Origin of the sequence: uncultured Holdemanella sp., from assembly GCF_958348295.1 — a bacterium.
In the GTDB taxonomy this organism is placed as follows: domain Bacteria; phylum Bacillota_I; class Bacilli_A; order Erysipelotrichales; family Erysipelotrichaceae; genus Holdemanella.
Window position 1 is genome coordinate 1 of the sequence record NZ_CATVYQ010000033.1, and the last position, 24,184, is coordinate 24,184.

General features: G+C 32.9%; 26 protein-coding genes and 1 pseudogene. 19 read left to right on the forward strand and 8 right to left on the reverse strand.

The genetic code is table 11. The features are described from left to right. Positions 1-61 precede the first annotated feature (61 nt). The 3 genes and pseudogenes from Q3907_RS07055 to Q3907_RS07060 all read right to left on the reverse strand — a co-directional run bounded on the left by Q3907_RS07055 (position 62) and on the right by Q3907_RS07060 (position 1,644). Positions 62-511: a hypothetical protein gene (locus tag Q3907_RS07055; RefSeq protein WP_301897793.1), complete on the reverse strand. Its 450-nt coding sequence runs from the start codon at positions 509-511 to the stop codon at positions 62-64. A 63-nt stretch (positions 512-574) separates the two neighbouring features. Further along, positions 575-1,285, reverse strand: a pseudogene (locus Q3907_RS10715) (M56 family metallopeptidase); the annotation flags it as partial. Next, positions 1,282-1,644, reverse strand: a complete 363-nt coding sequence (locus Q3907_RS07060; protein WP_295646010.1) for a BlaI/MecI/CopY family transcriptional regulator — start codon at positions 1,642-1,644, stop codon at positions 1,282-1,284. The pseudogene Q3907_RS10715 and the gene Q3907_RS07060, both read right to left, overlap by 4 nt. A gap of 142 nt (positions 1,645-1,786) precedes the next feature. On the opposite strand from Q3907_RS07060, the gene Q3907_RS07065 reads away from it, so the two are divergent. The 4 genes from Q3907_RS07065 (at position 1,787) to Q3907_RS07080 (ending at position 4,642) form a co-directional block, all read left to right on the forward strand. Further along, complete coding sequence (locus tag Q3907_RS07065) at positions 1,787-2,125, forward strand: hypothetical protein (RefSeq protein WP_295646013.1); 339 nt, start codon at positions 1,787-1,789, stop codon at positions 2,123-2,125. 18 nt (positions 2,126-2,143) lie between these two features. Continuing rightward, on the forward strand, positions 2,144-2,464 hold the full coding sequence (locus tag Q3907_RS07070; protein WP_301897794.1) for a hypothetical protein: 321 nt from the start codon (positions 2,144-2,146) through the stop codon (positions 2,462-2,464). Positions 2,465-2,781: 317 nt separating this feature from the next. Next, a complete protein-coding gene (locus tag Q3907_RS07075) occupies positions 2,782-3,651 on the forward strand; it encodes an NlpC/P60 family protein (RefSeq protein WP_295646018.1) in 870 nt (289 codons plus the stop codon). A 430-nt stretch (positions 3,652-4,081) separates the two neighbouring features. Next, positions 4,082-4,642 (forward strand): YcxB family protein, encoded by a 561-nt coding sequence (locus Q3907_RS07080; RefSeq protein WP_301897795.1) that lies wholly within the window; start codon positions 4,082-4,084, stop codon positions 4,640-4,642. Positions 4,643-5,305: 663 nt separating this feature from the next. On the opposite strand, the gene fucO is transcribed toward Q3907_RS07080, so the two are convergent. Further along, positions 5,306-6,469 carry a lactaldehyde reductase gene (gene fucO, locus Q3907_RS07085; protein ID WP_301897796.1) on the reverse strand — a complete coding sequence of 388 codons (1,164 nt, stop codon included), beginning with the start codon at positions 6,467-6,469 and terminating at the stop codon, positions 5,306-5,308. A 157-nt stretch (positions 6,470-6,626) separates the two neighbouring features. Here fucO and Q3907_RS07090 point away from each other — a divergent pair, with 157 nt between their 5' ends. From Q3907_RS07090 to Q3907_RS07135, 10 genes are all read left to right on the forward strand, one after another. After that, positions 6,627-7,562, forward strand: coding sequence for an AEC family transporter (locus tag Q3907_RS07090; RefSeq protein ID WP_301897797.1), 936 nt, complete (start codon positions 6,627-6,629; stop codon positions 7,560-7,562). A 58-nt stretch (positions 7,563-7,620) separates the two neighbouring features. Further along, positions 7,621-8,277, forward strand: a complete 657-nt coding sequence (locus Q3907_RS07095) for an amino acid ABC transporter permease (protein WP_301897798.1) — start codon at positions 7,621-7,623, stop codon at positions 8,275-8,277. 3 nt (positions 8,278-8,280) lie between these two features. After that, positions 8,281-9,021, forward strand: a complete 741-nt coding sequence (locus Q3907_RS07100) for an amino acid ABC transporter ATP-binding protein (RefSeq protein WP_301897799.1) — start codon at positions 8,281-8,283, stop codon at positions 9,019-9,021. Between the two features lies 1 nt (position 9,022). Then, positions 9,023-9,805 (forward strand): transporter substrate-binding domain-containing protein, encoded by a 783-nt coding sequence (locus Q3907_RS07105; RefSeq protein ID WP_301897800.1) that lies wholly within the window; start codon positions 9,023-9,025, stop codon positions 9,803-9,805. A 128-nt stretch (positions 9,806-9,933) separates the two neighbouring features. Beyond that, entirely contained in the window at positions 9,934-11,139 is a 1,206-nt protein-coding gene (locus Q3907_RS07110; protein WP_301897801.1) for a M20 family metallopeptidase, read from the forward strand. Positions 11,140-11,235: 96 nt separating this feature from the next. Next, positions 11,236-12,156 (forward strand): LysR family transcriptional regulator, encoded by a 921-nt coding sequence (locus Q3907_RS07115; RefSeq protein ID WP_295646038.1) that lies wholly within the window; start codon positions 11,236-11,238, stop codon positions 12,154-12,156. Positions 12,157-12,678: 522 nt separating this feature from the next. Further along, complete coding sequence (locus tag Q3907_RS07120; protein WP_301897802.1) at positions 12,679-14,007, forward strand: IS200/IS605 family accessory protein TnpB-related protein; 1,329 nt, start codon at positions 12,679-12,681, stop codon at positions 14,005-14,007. A gap of 270 nt (positions 14,008-14,277) precedes the next feature. Then, positions 14,278-15,324 (forward strand): methionine ABC transporter ATP-binding protein, encoded by a 1,047-nt coding sequence (locus tag Q3907_RS07125; RefSeq protein WP_301897803.1) that lies wholly within the window; start codon positions 14,278-14,280, stop codon positions 15,322-15,324. Beyond that, positions 15,317-16,015, forward strand: a complete 699-nt coding sequence (locus Q3907_RS07130) for a methionine ABC transporter permease (protein WP_301897804.1) — start codon at positions 15,317-15,319, stop codon at positions 16,013-16,015. Before Q3907_RS07125 ends, Q3907_RS07130 begins: the two co-directional genes overlap by 8 nt. A gap of 18 nt (positions 16,016-16,033) precedes the next feature. Further along, positions 16,034-16,954 carry a MetQ/NlpA family ABC transporter substrate-binding protein gene (locus Q3907_RS07135; RefSeq protein ID WP_295644304.1) on the forward strand — a complete coding sequence of 307 codons (921 nt, stop codon included), beginning with the start codon at positions 16,034-16,036 and terminating at the stop codon, positions 16,952-16,954. A 27-nt stretch (positions 16,955-16,981) separates the two neighbouring features. Here Q3907_RS07135 and Q3907_RS07140 read toward each other — a convergent pair whose 3' ends face one another. The 3 genes from Q3907_RS07140 to Q3907_RS07150 are packed head-to-tail and all read right to left on the reverse strand — an operon-like array spanning position 16,982 to position 18,275. After that, positions 16,982-17,287, reverse strand: coding sequence for a multidrug transporter (locus Q3907_RS07140; RefSeq protein WP_301897805.1), 306 nt, complete (start codon positions 17,285-17,287; stop codon positions 16,982-16,984). Between the two features lie 9 nt (positions 17,288-17,296). Further along, positions 17,297-17,671 (reverse strand): hypothetical protein, encoded by a 375-nt coding sequence (locus Q3907_RS07145; RefSeq protein ID WP_295760112.1) that lies wholly within the window; start codon positions 17,669-17,671, stop codon positions 17,297-17,299. Then, entirely contained in the window at positions 17,661-18,275 is a 615-nt protein-coding gene (locus tag Q3907_RS07150; RefSeq protein WP_295644298.1) for a M15 family metallopeptidase, read from the reverse strand. The genes Q3907_RS07145 and Q3907_RS07150 overlap by 11 nt, the downstream gene beginning before the upstream one ends. Before the next feature lie 78 nt (positions 18,276-18,353). On the opposite strand from Q3907_RS07150, the gene Q3907_RS07155 reads away from it, so the two are divergent. Beyond that, on the forward strand, positions 18,354-18,956 hold the full coding sequence (locus Q3907_RS07155) for a hypothetical protein (RefSeq protein WP_295644296.1): 603 nt from the start codon (positions 18,354-18,356) through the stop codon (positions 18,954-18,956). After that, positions 18,953-19,567: a pentapeptide repeat-containing protein gene (locus tag Q3907_RS07160; protein ID WP_301897806.1), complete on the forward strand. Its 615-nt coding sequence runs from the start codon at positions 18,953-18,955 to the stop codon at positions 19,565-19,567. The genes Q3907_RS07155 and Q3907_RS07160 overlap by 4 nt, the downstream gene beginning before the upstream one ends. Here Q3907_RS07160 and Q3907_RS07165 read toward each other — a convergent pair. Further along, complete coding sequence (locus Q3907_RS07165) at positions 19,557-20,087, reverse strand: TetR/AcrR family transcriptional regulator (protein WP_301897807.1); 531 nt, start codon at positions 20,085-20,087, stop codon at positions 19,557-19,559. The genes Q3907_RS07160 and Q3907_RS07165 overlap by 11 nt on opposite strands. Positions 20,088-20,163: 76 nt before the next feature. Here Q3907_RS07165 and Q3907_RS07170 point away from each other — a divergent pair, with 76 nt between their 5' ends. The 3 genes from Q3907_RS07170 to eno all read left to right on the forward strand — a co-directional run bounded on the left by Q3907_RS07170 (position 20,164) and on the right by eno (position 24,143). Then, positions 20,164-20,541 carry a metal-dependent transcriptional regulator gene (locus tag Q3907_RS07170; RefSeq protein ID WP_295562085.1) on the forward strand — a complete coding sequence of 126 codons (378 nt, stop codon included), beginning with the start codon at positions 20,164-20,166 and terminating at the stop codon, positions 20,539-20,541. 45 nt (positions 20,542-20,586) lie between these two features. Beyond that, complete coding sequence (locus Q3907_RS07175) at positions 20,587-22,752, forward strand: U32 family peptidase (RefSeq protein ID WP_301897808.1); 2,166 nt, start codon at positions 20,587-20,589, stop codon at positions 22,750-22,752. Between the two features lie 62 nt (positions 22,753-22,814). Then, positions 22,815-24,143 carry a phosphopyruvate hydratase gene (gene eno / locus Q3907_RS07180; protein ID WP_301897809.1) on the forward strand — a complete coding sequence of 443 codons (1,329 nt, stop codon included), beginning with the start codon at positions 22,815-22,817 and terminating at the stop codon, positions 24,141-24,143. The last annotated feature ends 41 nt before the right edge of the window (positions 24,144-24,184 follow it).

The following is a 24,184-nucleotide window of genomic DNA, read 5'->3' on the forward strand; positions in this document are numbered from 1 at the left end:
ACCCTACAATTTTTGAAGCCAACTTTTAGTCGACCCTATCTAATTGCGGATTACCAAAATTTTAGGCGGACATCCAATCGGATACCCAAGTGTTTTTACATGCATTATACAGCCTTCTGTATACATAACCATCTTCTAATTTATATTTCCATCGGTAAGTAGTTTGTTTTGAATTCTTAATGACTGTATTCTGTGTATTCGTGATTGATTGGATATTTCGATTTTTTCCAAGATCTTTGTATGTTGGTAGTTTTTGTTCGTCTTGTATTTCTTTTAAGTTGGTATATCCACCTAAGATATATTGATTATCTAAATAAAATAATAAGGATGGAGGATTGTTTTTGTTTTCGAATATATATGCATTTGCATTTGTAATCTCAAATGTATTTTCTGTTAACTCAGTATTTGTATAATATCCAGAAATATTAATAAAGGTAGATAAGAAACAGATCAATATAGTTGAAACCAAAATAAAAGCGTTTGTTTTCTTTTTGTGTAGACCTCTCATCATGTAATGGATTCTATAATTAAGAATAAATCCATTTGAAGAAATATAGGACGTGAATGATTTCTGAGAGGATTGCTTCTGAATTTGAATCAGAGTCTGCATATAGGCAAAGCTCTCTTTTTCATCAAGATTTTGGATTATAGAATCATCAGTTTTCATTTCTAAACATAGGAAAATATATTTTTTGAAGAAATATATGGGGATAAACCACCAGTATATGCAGCAAATAATATTTAATATGCCTTTGATTAGATTGTGCTTCTTCTTAATATGGAAACTTTCATGTGCGAGGATTAAATTTAAATCCGATTCTGAATAATCAGTTTCAGGAAGCAAAATAGTTTTGTGTAATCCAATCACACAAGGTCCATAGATCAAATTTGATTTGTATACAGGATAAGATTGTCTATATCCAACAATTTGACTTTGTTTCATTATTTTTTTGTAGATATATTCTGTATGAATATAATCTTTTATGAAGTAGATCAAAAAGATTGCACTTCCTATAAGCCATAATAAGATCAAGAGCTTTACTATATATGTTTGATTGAAGAAATCCAAAAGCGGATTCATTACTCTTTGGATTGGAATATAGATCATATGTTTATGTTCAAACGGAAACAGTAAGCGAATAAAAATCAGACATATGATTAATAAGAGTGCATCTGTACGAAAGTATTTATATGCCTTTTTATGTCGTAGTATAAATCCAAAACACATTATGAATAAAGTAACACTGCATAATCCGGAAAAGAATGAAGTCAAGGAAAATGTCATTTTAATGCTCTTAATTTTTTCTCGATGAGTTTTTGAAGTTTTTCTAATTCTTCTAAATCATCCGTATTATTGACAAAGTTACTGGCTAATTGAAGTCTTGTATCATTGTTGATAAAAGAATCTACATATTCAGCTTGTGATACGAGTGGTTTATACTTACGTGTTAAAGATTTGTTGTTGAAGGCAATGTCGTACACTTCAATAAAATGTACTTCTAATAAATGGCGCAAAGCTTGTTGGATAGTGTAAATACTCAATTCTTCATTAGAGGTTTCTCTAATTTCAGTTGCTGACATTTCAATGTGACTGTCCCATAGAATGTCCATAACACTTCTTTCTTTTTTTGTTAGTTGTATCATAATTATCACCCAATATAATTTTAACATTGTTTCAAAAATTTGCAACAAAAATTAAAATATGAAACGCTTGCAAAAATATGCAATCAGAATATAATGAAGATAGGAAAACGTTTTCGCAAAAAAAAGAAGGAGGAAAAGACTTATGAAAAAGAGAACAATGTACATTTTATGTTTATCTGCTGTTGTAACAGTTTGTACCTTTAAAGCATTTGCAGCAAGTTATCATGAGCCTATCCAAGTAGAAAGTCCTACTATAAATGTTGATGCTGATTCAGAGGTACAGGCTCAACAATATGTAGATTTTAAATTTAAAGGATTGAAGAATAGTCAGCATATTATTCTAGTAAAAGGTGGTGGCTATTTACTTAATGAAGATGGCTCAGATGTGGATAAATCTGATTTACAGGATGGGGATCGAATTATCACAGTGAAGCAGGCAAAAGAAATTGAAAAAGCATCATATTTAGAGGATGAAGATTAATGGATGGGAGGTGAAACAATGAAAAAGATTCGATTATTAATTTCTTTGTTTATTGGTTTAGTTGCTGTTACTTCTTATCCAGCTTTTGCAAGATCGAGTGAAGAACCGGTCAATGTTGAAGAAGTAAATGAGATGAGTGAGAATGTAGGCTATTTTCCTGGATGTGATGATGATGAAAAAGTGATTCCATTAGGAGATGGCTTTCTAGGTGGAGAAGCTTACTTACAAAATGGGGATGAAGAGATCTACTTGAATAGTGAAACGGATTCGCGTGCAATCACTGTTAAAGACGCAAAGAAAATCTTAAAAAGCAGACAGGCAGAATCTAATAATCAATAATTAATGTTAATCAATGCTAAGGCACAATAAATTTTGATGGGGGTAGATGAATTTGCTTTTCAAGAATTTAAGGGGAAACATATACCCCAAAACGACTTATAGCTGAGATTAGGCTCGGACAACTTTTAGTTGTTCGGGTTCTTTTTGTAGTTCTTTTTTCTACTAAAAAGTGCAAAAAAATGGGACGGACTTGTTAATAATGGCAAATTAAAACAAATTAATATGTTAAATTGTGGGAAATACGGGTATTCTTTTGACACTTTGGACTAAATAGTGTAGCCTCTTTAATTGTGTGAGCAAGGAGGAGGCCCATAACTATGAAAAAATTAGTCCAAGCATTCGCAAGTTTGATTATTGCTACATCTACATTTGGAGGCGTTACAAATGTTGCAGCAAAAGAAAGCACACCCGTTTATAAAATTGAATATCAAGATGCAGATTCCATGAAATCTGTATTTACTAAAGAATTACATAAAAAATATGCGAATGTAGAATTTAAGAAGAAAACAAAAAATGTTTCTGTATATGAATCAAAGAATTATAAGGTAAAAGTTAAAGATTTAGATATTGATGCAATTGGAAAACAAACTATTTCTATTGAGGGAGAAAATAAACAAACAAGTGAAAAACATAGTGCTGAAGTAAAAGTAAAAGTACAAGATACTACAGCTCCTGAAATTACTTGTGAAGATGTTCTTACAGTTGAACAAAACGAAGTTTTCGATATCAATAGCCATGTTTCTTTAAATGAAGAAGGAACGATTCAATTAACGGACAATATCAATACGGCTGATGTAGGAACATTCACAACAACGATTAAAGCCAAAGATACAGCCGGTAATGTAAGTGAAAAAAATATTACAGTTCATGTTGAAAAGAGTTTTTATCAAAGAATTGCGGATGCTGCATTAGCTCAAGTTGGTGTAAATCAAGACTGTACAATGTTGGTAACAAATTCATTAGCTGCAGTTGGAATCAATTTTCATGGAGCACCAATCGAATACTTAAATTTAGGGACACTGACTAATAATCCAGTTCCAGGTGATATTTGTGTATATCAAGGACATGTGGCATTATATATTGGTAATGGTCAAGCTGTTCATGGGGGATGGTTAGGACATCAAACAGTTGTATCAACTGTTGAATGTACAAATGCATTTATTGGATATGTCCATGTAAATCGCTAATCAGGTGAGATTTCATAATCTCATCTTTTTTTTAACTGATCAACTGAAAAAAATTTTTAGGCGGTTTTGTACAAAAAATGAACAAAACCCCCATGTAAACTTAAATTCAAAAAATGAGGAATTTTGGAAAAAATGAACAAAACCCCCATGGTAACTTAAAACTAAAATTCAGGCAAAAATTGTTAAAAATGAACAAAACCCAAAAAAAAGTATGAGTTCAAGAAGAATTCATACTCTTTTTTTTACTTACAACAGGATGTGAGTCTCACGCATTCTCAGACCGCTGCAGTATGTACAGGAAGTCATTCCACGGTTATGCTTTTCTACTCATATATTCACGCTGAGCAAATATTTACGACTAAATCTGTAACAATATTTTATATTGTGGATCTATGTTTTTCTGCTTTTGATGTATACTATAATTAGTTTGATGGAAAGAGAGATGATTATAATGATCAAAACTAAATTGAATTTAGGTCCAGATGAATTTAAAGTGATAAGAGAAATCATTTTGGCTCATCCAAAAATTCAAAGGAGCAGAAAATTTTGCCAAATAGTTTGCATTATTGGAGCAATTATTATGGGGATTGATACGCTAACATCCTTTTTAGATCATTTGACAGGAAATGCATTAATTTCACTAGTTTTGGTCATAATTTTTATATGGGGTGCAAAAGTAGGTCTATATTATGAACAGGATTTAATTTTTAAAATAATTCAAAATAAATCCCTAGATAATTTAAAAAATGGAACAATTGAGTATATATTTGATTCAGATGGAGTTACAACAATATCTGAACCTGAGTATGTTACAAGTAAATATAAATGGGACGCATTTCAATGGTGGTGTGTGTTTAAAAATTATATTTATTTACAAACCTCTACTAAAAAAATAGTATTGGTGAAAAAAAGCAATTTAACTCCAGAAGATTATGAGAGCTTAATTTCACTTTTGAGCACTCATGTTCAGCAAAAAGAAATATGCCATTAATTTTGGATACGGAAAGTTTCTATTAAAGAACTCTTGATAAGCAGTGTACGAAAGTCATTTGAAACGATGAATAAAGGGCATCTGACTATTTAGTGATTTTGTTGTTTCATAGATAAAATAGAAGTATGATTTCAAGCTTAGACATACTTCTTTTACTTTTAAACTAGAGAAGTCTAAAGGTTTCTAGTGATGAGAGCTCAAGAAAAGTTTATACCTGCTTGGAGCGTGGCTGAATATAGGTTATCGCAATCTTTTAATTGGTAATGAATATCAAACGGTATTCTGTATTGCAAAGAATATGTTAGAAAAGCGTCTTTTATATACGGCAATCTTGTGTGCTAAAAAATAGCTTATTTGAATCAGAAGACTTTGCTGTGACTTTAGATATTTCTTTGCTTGAATTTATTCGCTTTGTACAAAACTCTTAGCACAAGAGGTTTTCCGCGCAAACAAAACACTATTACCTTTCTTCTATTCTAACGTGTACAAAACACGACTATAAACCAATTATACTCGTAAATGTTTTGTCTAAAGGGAAGAATCGTGAACAAAACTCCTCACATACGATGAACATAGGCTCTACACTACTCCGAACATATTGTTTATTTCTTTTTACTTTCGCAAAATTAAAAGAAGGCAAGTTGCCTTCTTAAGTTTGTATTATTAATCTCTTCCGTTGAATGCGTATTTATATAAGTCGAAGATCAATTCTTTTGTACATGGACGAGGGTTACCACCTGTACAAACATCTGCCATTGCTGAATCTGTTAAAGTAGGTAAGTCTTCTTCTTTAACACCAATTTCTTTTAAGCTTTGTGCGATACCACAATCTTTACTTAATTGGATAACAGCATCAATAGCAGCTTGACGATATTCTTCTTGAGACATTTCGTCAACGCCTTCAACACCCATTACACGAGCAATTTCCCTAAATTTTTCACCAGTGTAGTCTTTATTGAATTCCATAACATATGGAAGTAAAGTAGCACAAGCAACACCATGAGGGATTCCATAGAATGCACTTAATGGGTGAGCCATACCGTGGTCAACACCTAAACCAACGTTAGAGAATGCCATACCTGTCATATATTGTCCTAAAGCCATGTCTTCGCGTCCTTTTGGATCGTTTTCACATGCTGCACGTAAGCTTCTTGAAATGATTTCGATAGCTTTTAAGTTTAAAGTATCTGCAAGTTCCCAAGCAGCTAAAGTTGTATATCCTTCAATAGCGTGAGTTAATGCATCAAGACCCGTACTTGCAGTTAAGCCTTTTGGCATACTTGACATCATTTCTGGATCAATAATCGCAACAACTGGAATATCGTGAGCATCTACACAAACGAATTTTCTTTTCTTTTCAGTATCAGTAATTACGTAGTTGATTGTAGTTTCAGCTGCAGTACCTGCTGTAGTCGCAATTGCGATAACTGGAATAGATTTGTTTTTAGTTGGAGCAACACCTTCCAAGCTAACTACATCTTCAAATTCAGGGTTAGCCAAGATAATTCCAATACCCTTACAAGTATCTTGTGGACTTCCACCACCAATAGCGATTAGATAGTCAGCACCTGCATTTTTGGCAGCTTGTACACCATTTTTAACTTGTTCAACAGTTGGATTTGCCTTAACTTCGTCATAGATTTCATAAGGAAGTCCTGCTTCATCTAATAAGTCTGTAACTTTAGTAGCTACACCAAATTTGATCAAGTCTTTATCTGTAACAACTAAACCTTTCTTTAATCCACGTGCTTTAATTTCTGTAACCACTTCTTTGATGGCTCCAGCACCATGATAACTTGTTTCATTTAAAATAAAACGATTTGTCATAAGTATTATTTCCTCCTTGTATACTTGTTAATTTCATTTTACGAGTTAAACCGCTTACATACAAGTTACAAATTGATAATAATGTCACATATAAATGCTTTAGTGCATATTATTCAATATTTGTGCTAAACTTTTAAGAGAGTTTTGGAGGGATTTTGTGGAAAATTTATTTTTTAGCTTAAATGCAACGATTCCCATCTTTCTATTGATGGTTGTCGGTTATTTTTTAAATAAAATGAATATTTTAGAGGATGTCTTGGCATCCAAACTAAATTCATTTGTCTTTAAAGTATCATTGCCACTATTGTTGTTTGTCGATGTGTCTAAATCTAATTTTAAAGATCTTTGGGATACAAAGTTTGTCGTATTTTGTGTTGTATCTACTCTAATTAGTATTCTATTATCTATATTATTTTCATTACGTTTAAAAGATAAAGCGATTCAAGGTGAATTTATTCAGGCTTGTTACAGAAGTAGTGCGGCCTTATTAGGTCTTGCATTGACATCAAATATTTATCCAGATGTAGGTGTTGCACCATTGATGTTGATGAGTGTGGTATTTGTCTATAACGTTGTATCCGTTGTGATTCTATCTTTCTTTAAGGCTGAACAATCAAAGGTTAACTATAAGAAGACGTTTGTTGGAATTTTAAAGAATCCGCTGATTCTAGGTATTGTTGTAGGTGTACTTGTTAGTTTATTACCATTTCAATTGCCTCAAGTTATCAATAAAACGATTTCAATGATTTCAAGTACCGCAACACCACTTGGTTTAATGGCGATGGGAGCCACTTTTGATTTTGATCAGGCAAAAGGGGAATTAAAACCATCTTTATTCTGTACATTTATGAAGTTAATTGGTTTTTGTACTATCTTTTTACCGATAGCGGCTCTATTGGGATTTAGAAATCAAGCATTAGTTGCCATTTTGATTATGTGCGGTTCAAGTACAACTGTATCTGGTTTTGTGATGGCTAAAAGTATGGGACATAAAGGTGTATTAACATCGAGTGTTGTGATGTTAACAACATTGCTTAGTGCTTTTAGTATTACATTTTGGTTAACGATATTAAAATCGTTTGGATTGATTTAGTTGACCTAAAGTTTGCTTTAGGGTGTAAACTAATAAAAAGATTTTAGGGAGGGATAGAATGGAATTGTTTTTAGAATCATTTTCAAAAATATTTATTTCGGGAATTATAATGACATTACCACTTGCGCTAGTATCATTTATTATCGCAATGCTAATAGCTATTGCATGTGCCATGATTCAATATGCGAAAGTACCAATCGCAAAGAATATTGTTCAATTCTATATATGGATATTTAGAGGAACGCCTATGCTTGTACAATTGTTTATTATGTATTTTGGTATGCAGTCAATTGGCGTAAGAATATCGGCTATTACTGCAGCTCTTATCGTATTCTCATTAAATACGGGCGCTTATTGTGCTGAAACTATTCGTGGCTCGATTGAAAGTGTACCGCAAGGACAAATGGAAGCCGGATACTGTGTAGGAATGAGCTATATGCAGATCATGATGCATATTATTTTACCACAAGCTTTTCGAAGTGCTTTTCCATCTTTGTTCAATAACTTGATTTCACTTGTAAAAGATACATCTTTAGCAGCGAATATTACAGTTACAGAAATGTTTATGCAGACAGAAAGAATTGCGGGAAGAACCTATCAGTTTATGCAATTATATATAGAAGTCGCATTCGTGTATTTGATTTTCTGTACAGTTTTAACTTGGCTGCAAGCTTGGGGTGAAAAGAAGCTAAATTATTATCAGGCAGGGAGATAGAGTATGGCTTTATTAGAAATTAAAGATATTCATAAATCATTTGGAAATTTACATGTTTTAAAAGGTATTGATCTTACAGTCAACAAAGGAGATGTCATTGCGATATTAGGTCCTTCAGGATCAGGTAAGACAACTTTACTTCGTTGTATTAATTATTTAGAGACAGCGGATGTAGGATTTATGACCTTTAAAGATCAATCTTATGATTTATCAAATACATCAAAGAAGGAAATTGCAGATCTTAGAAAGCATACGGGATTTGTGTTTCAAAATTATAATTTATTTGCGAATAAAACAGCCTTACAAAATGTGACATTAGGTTTAACGGTAGCTCGAAATATTTCTAAAGAAGATGCAAATGAGATTGGTATGCAGATGCTTGAAAAAGTAGGAATGAAAGATCGTGCTGATCATTATCCTTCACAATTATCGGGTGGACAACAACAGCGTGTCGCAATCGCAAGAGCATTAGCAACAAGCCCTGACATCATTTATTTTGATGAGCCAACTTCAGCATTAGATCCAGAATTGATTCAAGAAGTATTAAGTGTAATGAAAACATTGGCTAATGAAGGAATGACTATGGTTGTGGTCACGCATGAGATGTCTTTTGCGAAACATGTTTCTAATCATGTGATTTTGATGGAAGAAGGAAAAATAATTGAAGAGGGAAGTTCAAAGGAATTCTTTGAAAATCCAAAACAAGAACGAACAAAAGAATTTTTAAGAAAAGAGGAACTGTAACATGAAAAAATTATTAGCAGGCTTATTAAGTGCAGCTATGGTATTTACTTTAGCAGGATGTGGATCTAGTAAGGATCATTTAGCTACGATTCAAGATAAAGGAGAAATCACAATTGGTTTAGAAGGCGATTGGCAACCATTTTCTTATCATGATAAGGATGATAAATTGGTGGGTGTTGATGTGGAAGTCGCTAAGAATATTGCCAAGAAATTAGGTGTAAAAGCCAATATTGTAGAAGGTAAATGGGATGGATTATTAACAGGATTATCAACAGGTACTTATGATTTAGTTATTAATGGTGTCGATATCACAAAGGAAAGAGAAAAGAAATTTGATTTTTGTACACCATATGCATATGATCATACAGTCTTAGTTGTTCGTAATGATAATACGACAATTACTTCGTTTGATGATTTAAAAGGAAAGACAACGGCCAATTCGATTGGATCTACCTATATGGAATTGGGTGAAGATTATGGGGCTACTGTAAAAGGTGTAGATGATTTAACAAAATGTATGGATCTTGTAAAGAGTGGTGGTGTAGATGCGACAATCAATGCGGCTACTTCGATCAATGATTATCTTCAAACGACAAAGGATAGTTCATTTAAAATTGTCGATCAATCCAAAGAATCTACACCCTATGCGATTCCAATGGTAAAAGGAGATGACAATGCGTCATTAAAAAAAGCAGTGAATAAAGCTTTAAAAGAATTGAAAGAAGATGGAACTTTATCTCAGATTTCTATCAAATATTTTGGTGAGGATCTAACGAAAGAATAAGCGGCTATGCCGTTTTTTCTTTTTGTTTTGGTTATAAAAATAATTTATAGCCAGGTATAAATAAATAGAATTTGAATATAGCAATCGTTCTTTGTACAATAAATTCAAATTTTAGGAGGAACTATTATATGTCAGAATTAAAGAATCAAATTTCTCAATTTATAGATACAAACGCAAAAATATATCAAGATATTTCTTTGGCTATTCATGCCAAGCCAGAAGTCAGTGATTTTGAATATTTTGCTTCACAAACATTGAGTGAACAATTAAAAAAAGAAGGATTTGAGATTGAATTACCAGCGGCAGGACATCGTACAGGCTTTGCGGCAACCTACAAAAGTAATAAACCAGGTCCTACGGTTGTTTTTCTTGCAGAATATGATGCGCTTGCAGGTTTAGGCCATGGTTGTGGTCATAATGTATTTGGCGCTACTTCTTCTCTTGCCGGTGCTGCTTTAAAAAGTGTAGTGGATCAAATTGGTGGAGAAGTACGTGTATATGGAACGCCTGGAGAAGAGGGTGGACAAAATGGAAGTGCCAAGGGGTCTTTTGTGAAGAAGGGCTATTTAAAAAATGTGGATTTTGCCCTATGTGTTCATCCAGGCTCAGGTCCAGAAGATGGATTAAGCACGCGTAATTATGCATGTGCACCTGTTGATATCGAATTCTGGGGAAAACCAGCTCATGCAGCAGGCTGTCCTCAAGATGGAATCAATGCGTTGGATGCGCAAATTTTAACATATGCAGCCATTGGTGTTTTACGCCAACAACTAACCGATCGTATTCGTATTCATGGTGTGATTGTTGAGGGTGGAACAGCACCCAATGTCATTCCAGAATATACAAAGGCTAAATATTATATTCGTGCTGCTGATATTGATACGTTACATGAATTATATGAGAAAGTAGAGAATATTGTGACGGGTTCCACTTTACAGACGGGTTGTACTTCAAGTATGAAATTGTATCAGAATCTTGTAGAAAATATGGTTTTGACACCTTCTTTAGATGCAATCTATGAAAAATATATTACAGAACTTGGTAATACTGTAAAACATGTAGAAGATGTTGTAATGCCAGGAAGTAGTGATGTTGGTAATATTAGTCAGGTTGTACCTACGATTCAACCACATATTAGTATTACAGATGTACAGATTGCAGGACATAGTCAAGATATGGTGAATGCCTCATGTAGTCCAAAGGCAATGGATGCGATTGTCAAAGGAGCAAAAGCATTGGCTTTTACAGCTCTCGAATTATTTGAAAATCCAGAAGAACTTGCGAAAGTGAAAGAGGATCATGCTTGGCATGTAGAACATCAAAAGGAGAACTAACTATTATAGGTAAAGGGCTTGTTTAAGCTCTTTTCTTTTGGAATTTTGAAAATCAACAAATATTCATTAAAATAATATAAATAAAGGAGACCGAAAATGACGCTTCAACAATTACTTTATGTATTAACGGTATCAGATGAAAAAACAATGAATAAGGCGGCTGAAAAGCTTTTTGTGTCTCAGCCTACATTAACATCTGCCATTCAATCACTTGAAAAAGAACTGGATATTCAAATTTTTAATCGTACAAGTCATGGAGTCACTGTAACGCAACAAGGACAAGAGTTTTTAACGTACGCAAGACAGTTGTACCAACAATATGAATTATTAAAGAATCGTTATGAAGATGAAAGTTTAAGAAGAATTAAGTTTCGCGTATCTTGTCAACACTATTCGTTTGCGACAAAAGCATTTGTGGATACAGTGAAAAAATATGGGACTTCTAAATATGATTTTGCGATCAGTGAAACAAAGACGATGCATGTCATTGAAGATGTAGGCAATTCTTTAAGTGAGATAGGAATCTTATATTTATCGAACTACAATCGTCATTTTATGATGAAACAATTTGATGAATGGAATTTAGAATTTCATAAATTAGCCGATTGCGATGCCTTTGTGTATTTGTATAAAGGGCATCCGCTTGCCAAGAAAAAATCAATTACATATGAAGAATTGTTACCTTATCCAAATATGACTTTTGATCAAGGAGATAATCCTTCGATGTATACGGCAGAGGAGATACTGGTTGAAAATGAATTTCCAAGAAAGATTCAAGTCAATGATCGTGCTACCATGCTAAATTTAATGCGAGGACTGAATGGATATACATTATGCTCAGGTATCATTAGTAAAGATTTGAATGGGGATGACTATGTAGTTGTTCCGTACCAGGCTAATGTAGAAAATCCAAATTCCATGATGGAAATAGGATATATTACTCGAAAATATACGGTTTTAAGTGAGATTGGTAATACGTATATTCAAACAATGAAAGATTATTTTAGTAATAAATAAAATTTATTACTGCTTCAAAAATTTAACAATTAGACAATAGCTAAACCTTCTTGTAGAATACAAACATGCAAGGAGGAAGCGAATATGAAAACAATGATGATGTCAATGATGCAAATGTATATGTTAAAAATTGTGACCCGGTTTTCAATTCGTTTGTCGCTTATTTAAGTGTGCGATTGCCGGGGAAATACCTCGGCTTTTTTTGTATATTAAGATTTTGGTTTCGGGACAGGAAAATCTTGCATGTAAAAAAACAACAAAACATCACAATCTAAAAGTGATAGAGTTTCAATTAGGATAGTATCCATAATTGAAGTATAGAATGAAACCATTCTAAATTGAATAAAAATACAGTTCCGATGTGAATTTAATGTGAACATGTGAGAATACAGTAAAATATCACATATTCACATTGATGATATAATGATACAAATAAAATAAATTAGAAAGTCTCAAATCTATTTATTAAGCTTGCATTAAATATAGTATAATAAAGTCAGATAGAACAGGAGGATTTGTCTTATGAAGGTGTTTTCAATGTCGCAAAGAATCTATTATAAAGATTTGGAACCAGATGCAGAATTGATCATTAAAAAGGATCTTGAACTGTATAATTGTATGCTTCATAAGGCGTTCAAAATCTGTTTTAATCGTGCCTATAAGGATGCTACCTATTCAGAAACTGATCAAAGGATGATCAAGTCATTCTATGGTACAAATGATTATTTTCCTTTGTCTGCCATTAATGAGGCAAAGGCTTTGGTGAAAAGTCTTAAATGTAGAGAAAAGGAAGAATGTGATTTGATCAAGACTCGTATCAAAAAGATAAACAAGAAAATCAAAAAGAACGAGAAACAATTGAAAAAAGCTTTAAAGGAAAAAGAGAAATTGATTAATCAATCTAAGAAAAAGAAATATACAGAAGAAGATTACTTGTATGAGGTGCAGGTATTGGATCCAAAAATCAAAAGATTGAAGAGCATCATTCACAATCTAAAATTCAGAAGAAATCGGAATGAGTTCAAGCTTAAAAGAAAGATGCCTTCTGTATGTTTTGGTGGTAAAAAGAATCTTAAAAATGGTGATTTAGAAACCTATCGTTTTAAAAGATCAAGAAGATTACTTATTACTGGTAGAAGACAGGGCAAGTATTCAAACAACCTTTTCAAATTAAATGTGGATACTGATATGTTGACATATCGAAGTACTCAAAAAGACATCGTGTTCAAGGTGCAGTTTCATAAGTACAAGGATGAATTGTATGCAAGAGTCAATGAAAAGCACAACTCACCTGATAAGGCTGTAGCCTATGAGTTGATGGATTATGGTGAATACTTTATTGTGAAAGCTATATTTGAAAAACATATGAATCTTCCAAAGACAGATACATTGTATGGAGCAATAGGAATCGATATCAATTTGGATCATATAGCACTATGTGAAACCAATATGGATGGAAATATCGTATTGATCAAGAAATATCCAATCCATAAAGAGAATACAAAGAATAAACGAAATGAAGAACTGTATCAGCTGGCCATTGAAATCATGGAACAATGTAAATCCAAAAAGAAGAGTCTTGTAGTTGAAGACTTGAATTTCAAACAGTTGAAAACTAGAATGCTCTATCGTCCTAAAAAACAAAATAAAACATTATCGAGTTTTGCGTATAAGAAGATATTAGAAAAAGTAGAAAGAAAATGTTTGATGAATGAAGTAGATGTAATCAAAGTAGATCCAAAGAATACAAGCAAGATTGGAAAAGAAAAGTATACAAAGATCAAAGGATTGAGTGTGTATTATTGTGCAGCCTATGTGATCAATCGAAGAGGCATGGGATTTGTGGATTAAATGAGGTAAATAATCAGAACCAGAAGTTTATGATATCTTACTGGATGATAGATACATAGATCATGGATGAAATTCTGAAGTATTTATAAAAAAAGCATACAATAAAAACTCCATCGATAAAGACTGAATGGATCGGGATACCGAATGATTCAGAAAGATGGAGTGGATATTGAAATGTTACCGGACGACTGGAAACGAACCGGGCACGTCATTTAGACGTGTGACTTTTTCGCAGAAAAAGTCTTTTCTTGTTAGATTGGAGTGTTATAAATGATTAATGTAGAACATTTAGATAAAACCTATCATTTAAAGAATGCAGATGTACATGCCGTAGATGATGTTTCATTACAAATTGAAAGTGGACAAATCTATGGAGTGATTGGATATTCTGGTGCAGGTAAAAGTACTTTGGTGCGTTGTTTGAATTTTTTAGAAATTCCGGATTCTGGAACTATTGAAATTGAAGGGTTTGGAAAGGTAAACGCAAAACAAGGAAGTTTAGATATCAGTCAAAAGAAATTAAGAGAGTTAAGACGATCAATTGGAATGATTTTTCAACATTTTAACTTATTAGATCGAAGTACAGTATTTGATAATGTGGCCTATCCGTTAAAATATACAGGTTTATCAAAAAAAGAAATTGAAACTCGTGTCGATGAATTATTGGATCTTGTAGATTTGGCAGATAAAAAATATGTCTATCCATCACAATTATCGGGTGGACAAAAACAGCGTGTGGCCATCGCAAGAGCCTTATCCAACAATCCTAGGGTGTTACTTAGTGATGAAGCAACTTCTGCTCTAGATCCAGATGCGACAGAATCCATTTTAAAGTTATTGAAGGATTTAAATAAAAGATTAAGAATAACAATTATCTTGATCACACATGAAATGAGTGTGATTAAATCCATCGCAAATCGTGTGGCTGTTATGGAAAATGGTAAGGTTGTTGAAGAAGGAGATGTATATGATATTTTTGCCAACCCAAAAGAAGAAATCACAAAGAAATTTATTAATTCCTCATCCGCGTTATCAAATATAACGAAATTGATTGAGAATAAGACAATTATTCCAAGAGATAGTAAATTAGTTAAACTTACATTCACTAGAGATAGTGTTGGTAGTGCAACCATTTCAAAAATATCTCGTGAATACAATGTGGATGTAAATATCATGTTAGCTAATGTGGATGTTGTCAATGCGGACGCTTTGGGAGGTATCATTGCTTCTATTGAAGGAAACAAAGGCGATATACAAGATGCAATCAATTATTTGCATGCATCAAATGTAAAAGTGGAGGTGATTCATAATGCCTAAATTTATAGCTGATTTCTTTCCAAACGTTGTCAATTACTGGGATATATTTTTAACAGCATTGAATGCAACTTATCAAATGTTTTTCATCGCAGGACTTATCACACTATTGATAGGAGGCACTTTTGGCATTTCATTGATTGTAACAAAGACAGATGGTATTAAGCCAAATCGAATGGTTCACTTTGTTTTAGAAGTCATCACAAACGTATTTAGAGCAGTACCATTTATCATTTTATTGATTTTCTTGATTCCATTAACACGAAGTATTGCGGGTACTTCAATTGGTGTAAAAGGGGCTATTGTTCCATTAGTCTTTGGAGCAGTTCCATTTTATACAAGACAAGTCGAAACGGCATTAGCGGATGTAAATCCTGGAAAAATTGAAGCCGCAAGAAGCATGGGAAGTTCAACACTTGGAATTATCTTTCGTGTTTATCTACATGAGGCGTTACCGGATTTGATTCGCGTAACGACAATTACAGCTATTTCATTGATTGGACTTACAACGAGTGCAGGTGCAGTTGGAGCTGGTGGAATTGGTTCATTCGCAATCAATTATGGTCAAAATTTACATTATCAAGATGTTGTGAATTTATGTGTTATCTTACTATTGATCATTGTTTCATTGATTCAATTATTGGGAAATACATTATCTAGTGCAACGACAAATAAAGGATTATTTCATAAATAAAAGAGGGAGAAAAGGATTATGAAGACAAATAAATTATTTAAAACATTTTTAACAGCAGGCTTAGTAGCTACAACATTACTTACAGGATGTTCATCAAATTCAACAAGTGAACCTGTAAAAATTGGAATTCCAAGTGATGCGACAAATGGTGGAAGAGGTTTATTGCTTCTAGAAAAAGCAGGCTTGATTGAAGTGGATGATAAGGCTGGTTGGACTCCAGAATTGAAGGATGTTACAAAGTATAAATACAATATTGAAATTGTTCCTACACAAGCCAATACATTAGTTTCGACTTTGGATGATTTTGGAGCAGCCACAATCAATGGTACATATGCCATTCCAGCTGGATTAAGCCCTAAAAAGGATGGTTTGATTACAGAAGTACAAGAAGTAGGAAGTGATAATCCATTTATTAATGTGATCGTTGCGCGTACTGCAGATAAAGATAATGAAGATTATCAAAAGGTAGTAAAGGCGTACCAAAGTAAGTTAGTGGCTGAATATATTCTAGAAAAGAATAAAGGTGCAAGTGTTCCTGCATTTGAATATGATGAAGATTATACAGTGGATAAAAATTTTGTGAGCGATATTGAAGGATATCAATCAAGTTCAGATGGAAAGAAAGTTATTAAAATTGGTACTTGTGGTTCTGCCGATACATTTAGAGCTGTACAAAAAGTATTAGACGATGAAAATTCAGGTATTTATTTAGATGTAGTTGTATTTGATGCATATAACTTACCAAATGAAGCTTTAAATAATGGCGAAATTGATTTGAACTCATTCCAACACAAAGCATATTTGAAAAATGAATGTAAAGCACAAGGTTATGATTTAACTGCGATTGGTGATACAAGTTCTGCTCCATTGACTTTATATTCAAAGAAAGTTGATTCTTTAAAAGCATTAAAAGAATTAGCTGGTAAAAAAGAAGACTAATAAGAAAAGCCGATTTTTCGGCTTTTTTTACTTTATAAATTGTGCAATATCTTCTTTCAACTCATCACTAAACTCATTTAGATCATCCATATTGATAGCTTGATCGTGTAATAACTCTAACAAAATGATAAACATATTTGAACGAGATACATCTCTTGCCAAAACGCCAGGACTTTTATAATCCTCATAAATTTTCTTACGAAGAGTCCAATATTTATCAGAAGATGATGCATCTGAATTTAGTATATCTTTATATTCTTCAATCAATCTATCCATATAGGCTTCTTGCCAACTGCCTAGTTTCTTTTTAAATAATTTCCAATCTTTTTCCATGTTGACCTCCTATTTGTCTTTGCAATCTTTTATTAATTCATTGATATAAGAATCATCAATATCAAAGCCTAAGTAGCATAGACCGCGATAGATGAAGTTAATATCATTTAAATGAAGGATTTGATTCATCAATTCCTTTTTCTTGTCATTGATTAAAGACATGTCATAATCACTTGTATTGCCACAAGGATGTGTGCACGTTTTACAACTTGGCGATATCGTGTCTTTTTCTTCATGTACTAAATCAATTAGATCTTGTGTAACCGTATGATTTCTTAGATGTTGAAGACAATTTAAAATAATTGTATCTGTATGTTCTGTTTTGGGATTTGAATCCACGGTTTTAGAAAGACCAATTAAAGCGGACCATAATTTAGTTTCCATCAAATTTTACCTCCACATTAAAATAAGTATCTGGATAGGGTTCATCCTTTAAAGTATAGTGCCACCACTCGGATTCTAAAGGGATAAATCCATTGTCTAACATTAAATTTCTTAATGTCATTCGATTTTGAATCTGTATGGTTGTTAATCCATCCTTATGTAAAGGACTAGAAATGTCGCCAAAGTAATCAAAGTAAGATCCCATATCTAATTCTTTTCCTGTTTTTTCATCAACTAAAGTTAAATCGACAGTGCTACCTCTGGTGTGCGCTGATTTTTCAATGATAAAGTCATTCTCAAAAAGATATTTTTTGGAATATTTTGGATAGAAAATGGATTTCATTTTATCATCCTCAGTATCTTTCCAAGTCATGAAATGATCAAGGGCACTTTGAGGTCGATAGGCATCCCATATCTTTAATCGATATCCCATTTGTCTTGCCTTTGAATTGATTACTTTTAATTGCTTCACCAATTCTTTTGTTCCTAACGCTACCGGATCTATATAGCCATCAATGATTTCACCAATGAAATTGTAAGTTGTGCAATAGCGAATATCTAAAAGAATATCGGGGATTTCTTTTTGTATATTTAATAATTTCATGTATATATTTTAATATATTTGTTTATGTTAATCCACTTATGTTTTGTGTATAATACTTCATGAAACGAGGTAAAAAAGATGAAATTTAGTGATATTGATTTTTCAGCCATTTCAAGAATGATGGACAATATGAGTGATGAAGAAAAAAGTAAATTAAATGACATGGCTCAAAATATGATGAATAATATGAAACAAAACGAAGAGCCTGAAGAAGAAACTGACTTTTATGAAGCATTAAATATAAATGAAGATGACTATGCAGAATTTCCAGGAAGTGTCTTAGATCAAATTGAAGCAGGTAGTGATTTGGAAGTCTATTATGAAGATGTAAAGGATGCGGATTTTAGTGCTAGTGCATTGTTCTATGCGAAAGCCACTTTAAATATGTTACGCAAATACATCTATCCTGTATTTAAAAATTTTTTTGATGGATTTAATAATCCTTCAACCACAACCATCTATTCCTATTTGTATCCTTTGATGAATGAGGATAACATTCATAAGTTGTTTGATGAAGAGTTTGGTACGCCAGAAGGATGGATGGAACTTAAAAATGCGCTTCAACAAATCTATATTATTTTAAATCGTGCAGAGTATGATTTTGTGAGTTATGAAGATTTACAATTATTAAAAGATATCTTGTTTAATCAAGAAATATTGTTGAAAATTAAAAATATATGAAAAAATTAAAAATAAATACGAGTCTTGAACCTATGGATGAATGGACATATGAATCGTATGTGTGTGATTATATATTTGAGAATGTTTGTATTGAACAAAATTTAGATAATGTCACAATCGATGGATGTAAATTTAGCAAGTGTCAATTTAAAGATTGTAACTTTAGTTTTATCGAATGCATGGACGTTGTTTTTGATCATTGCGAATTTGAAAATGTACACTTTAATCAATGTAGTTTAAGCCGTGTTCATTTCATTTCTTGTCGAATTAGTGGGACAGAGCTTTCGCAAAGTCTAGTTCAAGATACATTGTTTCAATTATGTAAAGGGCATTATTGTGATTTTGGTGGCAGTACATTTAAAGATTGTATGTTTGACATCAATGATTTGACAGGTTCAGGATTTGTTCAATGTGACTTGAAACAAACTTCTTTTAATAAATGTGTATTGAATTCAACAGAATGGTTTAATACAGAATTAAAAAAGCTTGATTTCTCAAGCTGTGAAATTGAAAATATTGCGGTATCGAGTGATAAATTAACAGGTATTATTGTGAATTCATCTCAAGCACTTGAATTTGTGAAACTTTTAGGTATTGTAGTTAAAGATTGACATATTGTTTCAATCTTTCTGGCATAGATTCAATCAGCATGGTGACTAAGGTTTCGATATCTAAATACACATTTTTTTCTACCCATGACTTTGTCATTTCAATAGAACCATGACAATACATTTGAAGTAAGAAATCAAGTTGTGAATCAATCGTTGTCTTTGTTTCGATTTTCTTTTTGTAGAAATCATAGATACAGCGATAGTCATAGTTTGTCAAAGAATTATAGTCATCTTCTTTGAAAGCTTCTTTAAAGAATGTGCTTTGACTTTGAATAAATGTAAACTTTTTAATCAAAGCCTCTTTTAAAGTGGCTTGATCAGCCATTTCTTTAAAGGAATCTAAACAAAGCTTTTCAAAATACCAGTTCACAAGATCTTCCTTATCTTCAAAATTCCGATAAAAAGTCTGTCTTGTCAGATTCGCTTCTTTTGTGATCTGTGTGACTGTAATCTTGTTTAATGGTTGTGTTTTTAATAAGTTTAATAGCGCGTTTGCGATGGTTAATTTTGTGTCATTCATATCTTTTATTATATGTCATGACAATTGACTTTAAAAGAGGACTAGCTTAAAATTATATAAAAGAGTTAGAGGAGTAATGAATATGCAGTTAGGCGAATCGATGGAAGATTATTTAGAAGCCATTTTAGTTTTATCAAAATGTTTAGATCATGTTCGTAGCGTTGATGTCGCAAGTTATTTGGGCTTTTCTAAGCCTAGCGTCTCACATGCCGTAAAATTATTGTCTGAACAAGGCTTGATTATTTTAGACGTTAGTAAATTTTTAACTTTAAGTGAAGAAGGAAAGAGAATCGCAGAAGAAACTTATGCGCGTCATACTTTCTTTTCAGATATGCTACAAAATATTGGTGTACCAAAAAATATTGCGACAGAAGATGCTTGTCGTATTGAACATGTAATTTCGCAAGAAACTTTTGAGGCAATTAAAAAGTATTATCAAAATAATAAAGACTAGCTATAGATTGTATCTGTAGCTTTTATTTTGAAAGGAGCAAGGAAAATGAGACCAGAAATACTAGCACCCGTAGGAAGTATGGAAGCATTAAATGCAGCATTAGCTGCAGGGTGTGATGCTGTTTATTTCGGATTGCCTAGCTTTGGGGCAAGGGCATTCGCAAATAATTTTGATTTAGAAACCACAAAAGAAGTTATTGAAAGATGTCATTTGTGTGGGGTAAAAGCATATATTACAATGAATACTATATTATATGAAGATGAAATTGAGGATGCCTACCAAATGGCAAAAAAGGTTCATTCTTTTGGGGTAGATGCATTGATCATTCAAGATTTGGGATTTATACATCTTTTGCATCATAGACTACCAAATTTGGTATTGCATGCATCTACGCAGCTTTCCGTTACAAATCCCTATCAAATCGAACAATTAAAAAAGTTAGGTGTAAAACGTGTTGTCTTGGCAAGAGAATGTTCAAAAGAAGAAATTCAAGCATGTGTAGATACTGGCATTGAAGTTGAAGTCTTTGTGCATGGAGCTTTATGTATTTGTTATTCAGGACAATGTTATTTTTCAAGTGTGCATTATGGCCGAAGTGGAAATCGTGGTATGTGTGCACAGCCATGTCGAATGAAATATAGTTTATATGAAGATGGAAATGAAGTAGATACGCATGGAGATTATGTATTAAGTCCAAAAGATTTATCTTTGATTGATGAAGTAAATACATTAGCTAACATGGGTGTTTGTTCATTGAAAATTGAAGGACGAATGAAAAGTGCTCCATATGTATATGAGAGTGTTTCTCAAGTTAAAAAAGTATTAGATAATATTGAACGCAGTACTTTAGATGAACAAAACTTACGAGTTACATTTAATCGAGAATATACTTTAGGACATATGTATAATGCGACTGGAAATGAATTGATGAATCATAAAACTTGTAATCATCAAGGAATTGAGATTGGTAAAGTTATAAAGGTAAATAAGAATAAAATTTGTATTCAACTAACACAAGATCTTCATCAAAATGATGGAATTCGTTTTGTAAAAGAAAACTTGGGATGTAATGTGAATTTTATGTATGATAAGAAACAAAAGTTGATTTCTTTTATGCCTAAACATAATACAGTTCTAATTGAAGGGCCTGTAGGTGTGCATGTAGGTAGTATTGTTCGTAAAACAATGGATTCTGAGTTGAATAAAACAATCGAGGAAAGAATTCGCACATCTAATCGTCAAAGCAAGGTCAATGCGAATGTAACTTGTAGTGCAGTTGGAAAGCCAATGATGATGGAAGTTTATAATGATTCAATAAGAATCAGTGTTTCTACAGATGTTGTTAGTGTAAAAGCTTTAAAGCGTGCTACTGATGAAGTAACATTAAATAAACAATTTTCTAAAACAAAAGATAGTTGGGCAAGTTTTAATCGAATTGAATATCATTTGGGTAAAGATATTTACTTTCCAATCTCAGTTATGAACCAACTTCGAAGAGATGCTCTTGAGAAAATGAAAGAGGCTTGTTTAAAACAGGATGTAATCGTTGAATACGATTATGATTTCATTCCAAAAGAAAGTAAAACTTCATTTGATTTGTTTGAAATCAATTCACTCAATCAGAAGGTTGATGATTCATCTTGTTACGTGAGTGAAATGTTTAATAATGACCAAGTCTTAGAAAAATCAAATATTACGGATATAAACGGATATGTGAATGCTCATTTAGGAAATGGGAAAATTGTTGACTCTTTAAATGTTTCCAATTCTTATGGCGTAGCCGCTATTTTAGAAATGGGATATGAAAGTGTTGTATTAAGTGATGAGTGTGATAAATATCAGATAGAAGAATTGATGAATGCATTTATGACTCGTTATCATTTTGATGCTCCAGTCTATAAGACTTTGTATCAAAAACGTCGCTTAATGACGATGAATTATTGTCCGGTAAATACAGCTTTAAAAGATGGAAAAAGAGTAAGTTGTGGATTGTGCCATAATCATCGTTACGAGTTAGAGGGCTTAGATGGTAAGCGTGTCTATTTACTTGGAGATAAAGATTGTCATATGCGATTATATGATGTGAATGTTACGGATGAAATTCAAAATCGAAAAGAATATGAATTATGTGGAATAAAACATTTTAGATTTGTATTTACAGATGAGAACCAAGAGGAAGTTAAAACCGCTTTCAAGGCCTATAATCGTTGATTTTAGATGGCTTGCGTGCTATTATTTTATTAGCTTAAGGCTTAGAGGAGGATATTTTAATTATGCCTATTATTGTTGATGTATATGCTCGTGAAGTTCTAGATTCACGTGGAAATCCAACTGTTGAAGTTGAAGTAACTACAGAATCTGGTGCTTACGGACGTGCTATGGTACCAAGTGGTGCAAGTACTGGTGTTCGTGAAGCGTTAGAATTACGTGACGGAGATAAAGCTCGTTACTTAGGAAAAGGAACAACTAAAGCTGTTGAAAACGTAAACACTAAAATTGCTCCAAAAATTATCGGTATGGATTGCCGTGACCAGGTATTAATTGACAAAACAATGTTAGAATTGGATGGAGACCCATTCAAGAAAAATTTAGGTGCTAACGCTACTTTAGGTGTTTCTATGGCTTGTGCTTTAGCAGCTGCTGATTACTACGGAGAACCTTTATACAAATACTTCGGTGGATTCAACGGAAAAACATTGCCAGTTCCTATGTGCAACGTTATCAACGGTGGATCACACGCTGACTCTACAGTAGATTTCCAAGAATTCATGATTATGCCAGTTGGTGCTAAGAGCGAAAAAGAAGCTGTTCGTATGGCTGCTGAAACTTTCCACGCTTTAAAATCTGTATTAAAGAAAAAAGGATACAACACTAACGTTGGTGACGAAGGTGGATTTGCTCCAAGCTGTAAAGATGGAAACGAAGAACCTCTTGAATTATTAGTTGAAGCTATGGAAGCTGCTGGATACGTTCCAGGAAAAGATATGAAAATCGCAATGGACGTTGCTGCTAGTGAATTCCACAACACTGAAACTGGATTATATGAATTGAAAAAATCTGGTCAAGGAACTAAGACTAGTGATGAAATGATCGACATGTACGAAGAATGGATTGCTAAATACCCAATCATCTCTATCGAAGATGGATTAGGAGAAAGCGACTGGGACGGATGGAAAAAATTAACTGACCGTCTAGGAGACAAAGTACAATTAGTTGGTGATGACTTATTCGTAACTAACCCTTCAATTCTTTACGAAGGAATCGAAAAAGGAATCGCTAATGCGATCTTAATCAAAGTTAACCAAATCGGTACTTTAACTGAAACATTCGACGCTATCGAAATGGCTAAGAAACACGGATACACTTGCATCGTATCTCACCGTTCAGGAGAAACTGAAGACACTACAATCGCTGACATCGCTGTTGGATTGAACGCAGGACAAATCAAGACTGGTTCATTAAGCCGTACAGACCGTATTGCTAAATACAACCGTTTAATGCGTATTGAAGACGAATTGAACAAACATGGAACTGTTAACGTTGCTGAATACCTTGGAGACAAGACATTCTACAACTTACCAGCTGTTGAATTCAAGAAGTAGTATTTCACTAAGAACTTTAGCTAAATAGACCCTTCGGGGTC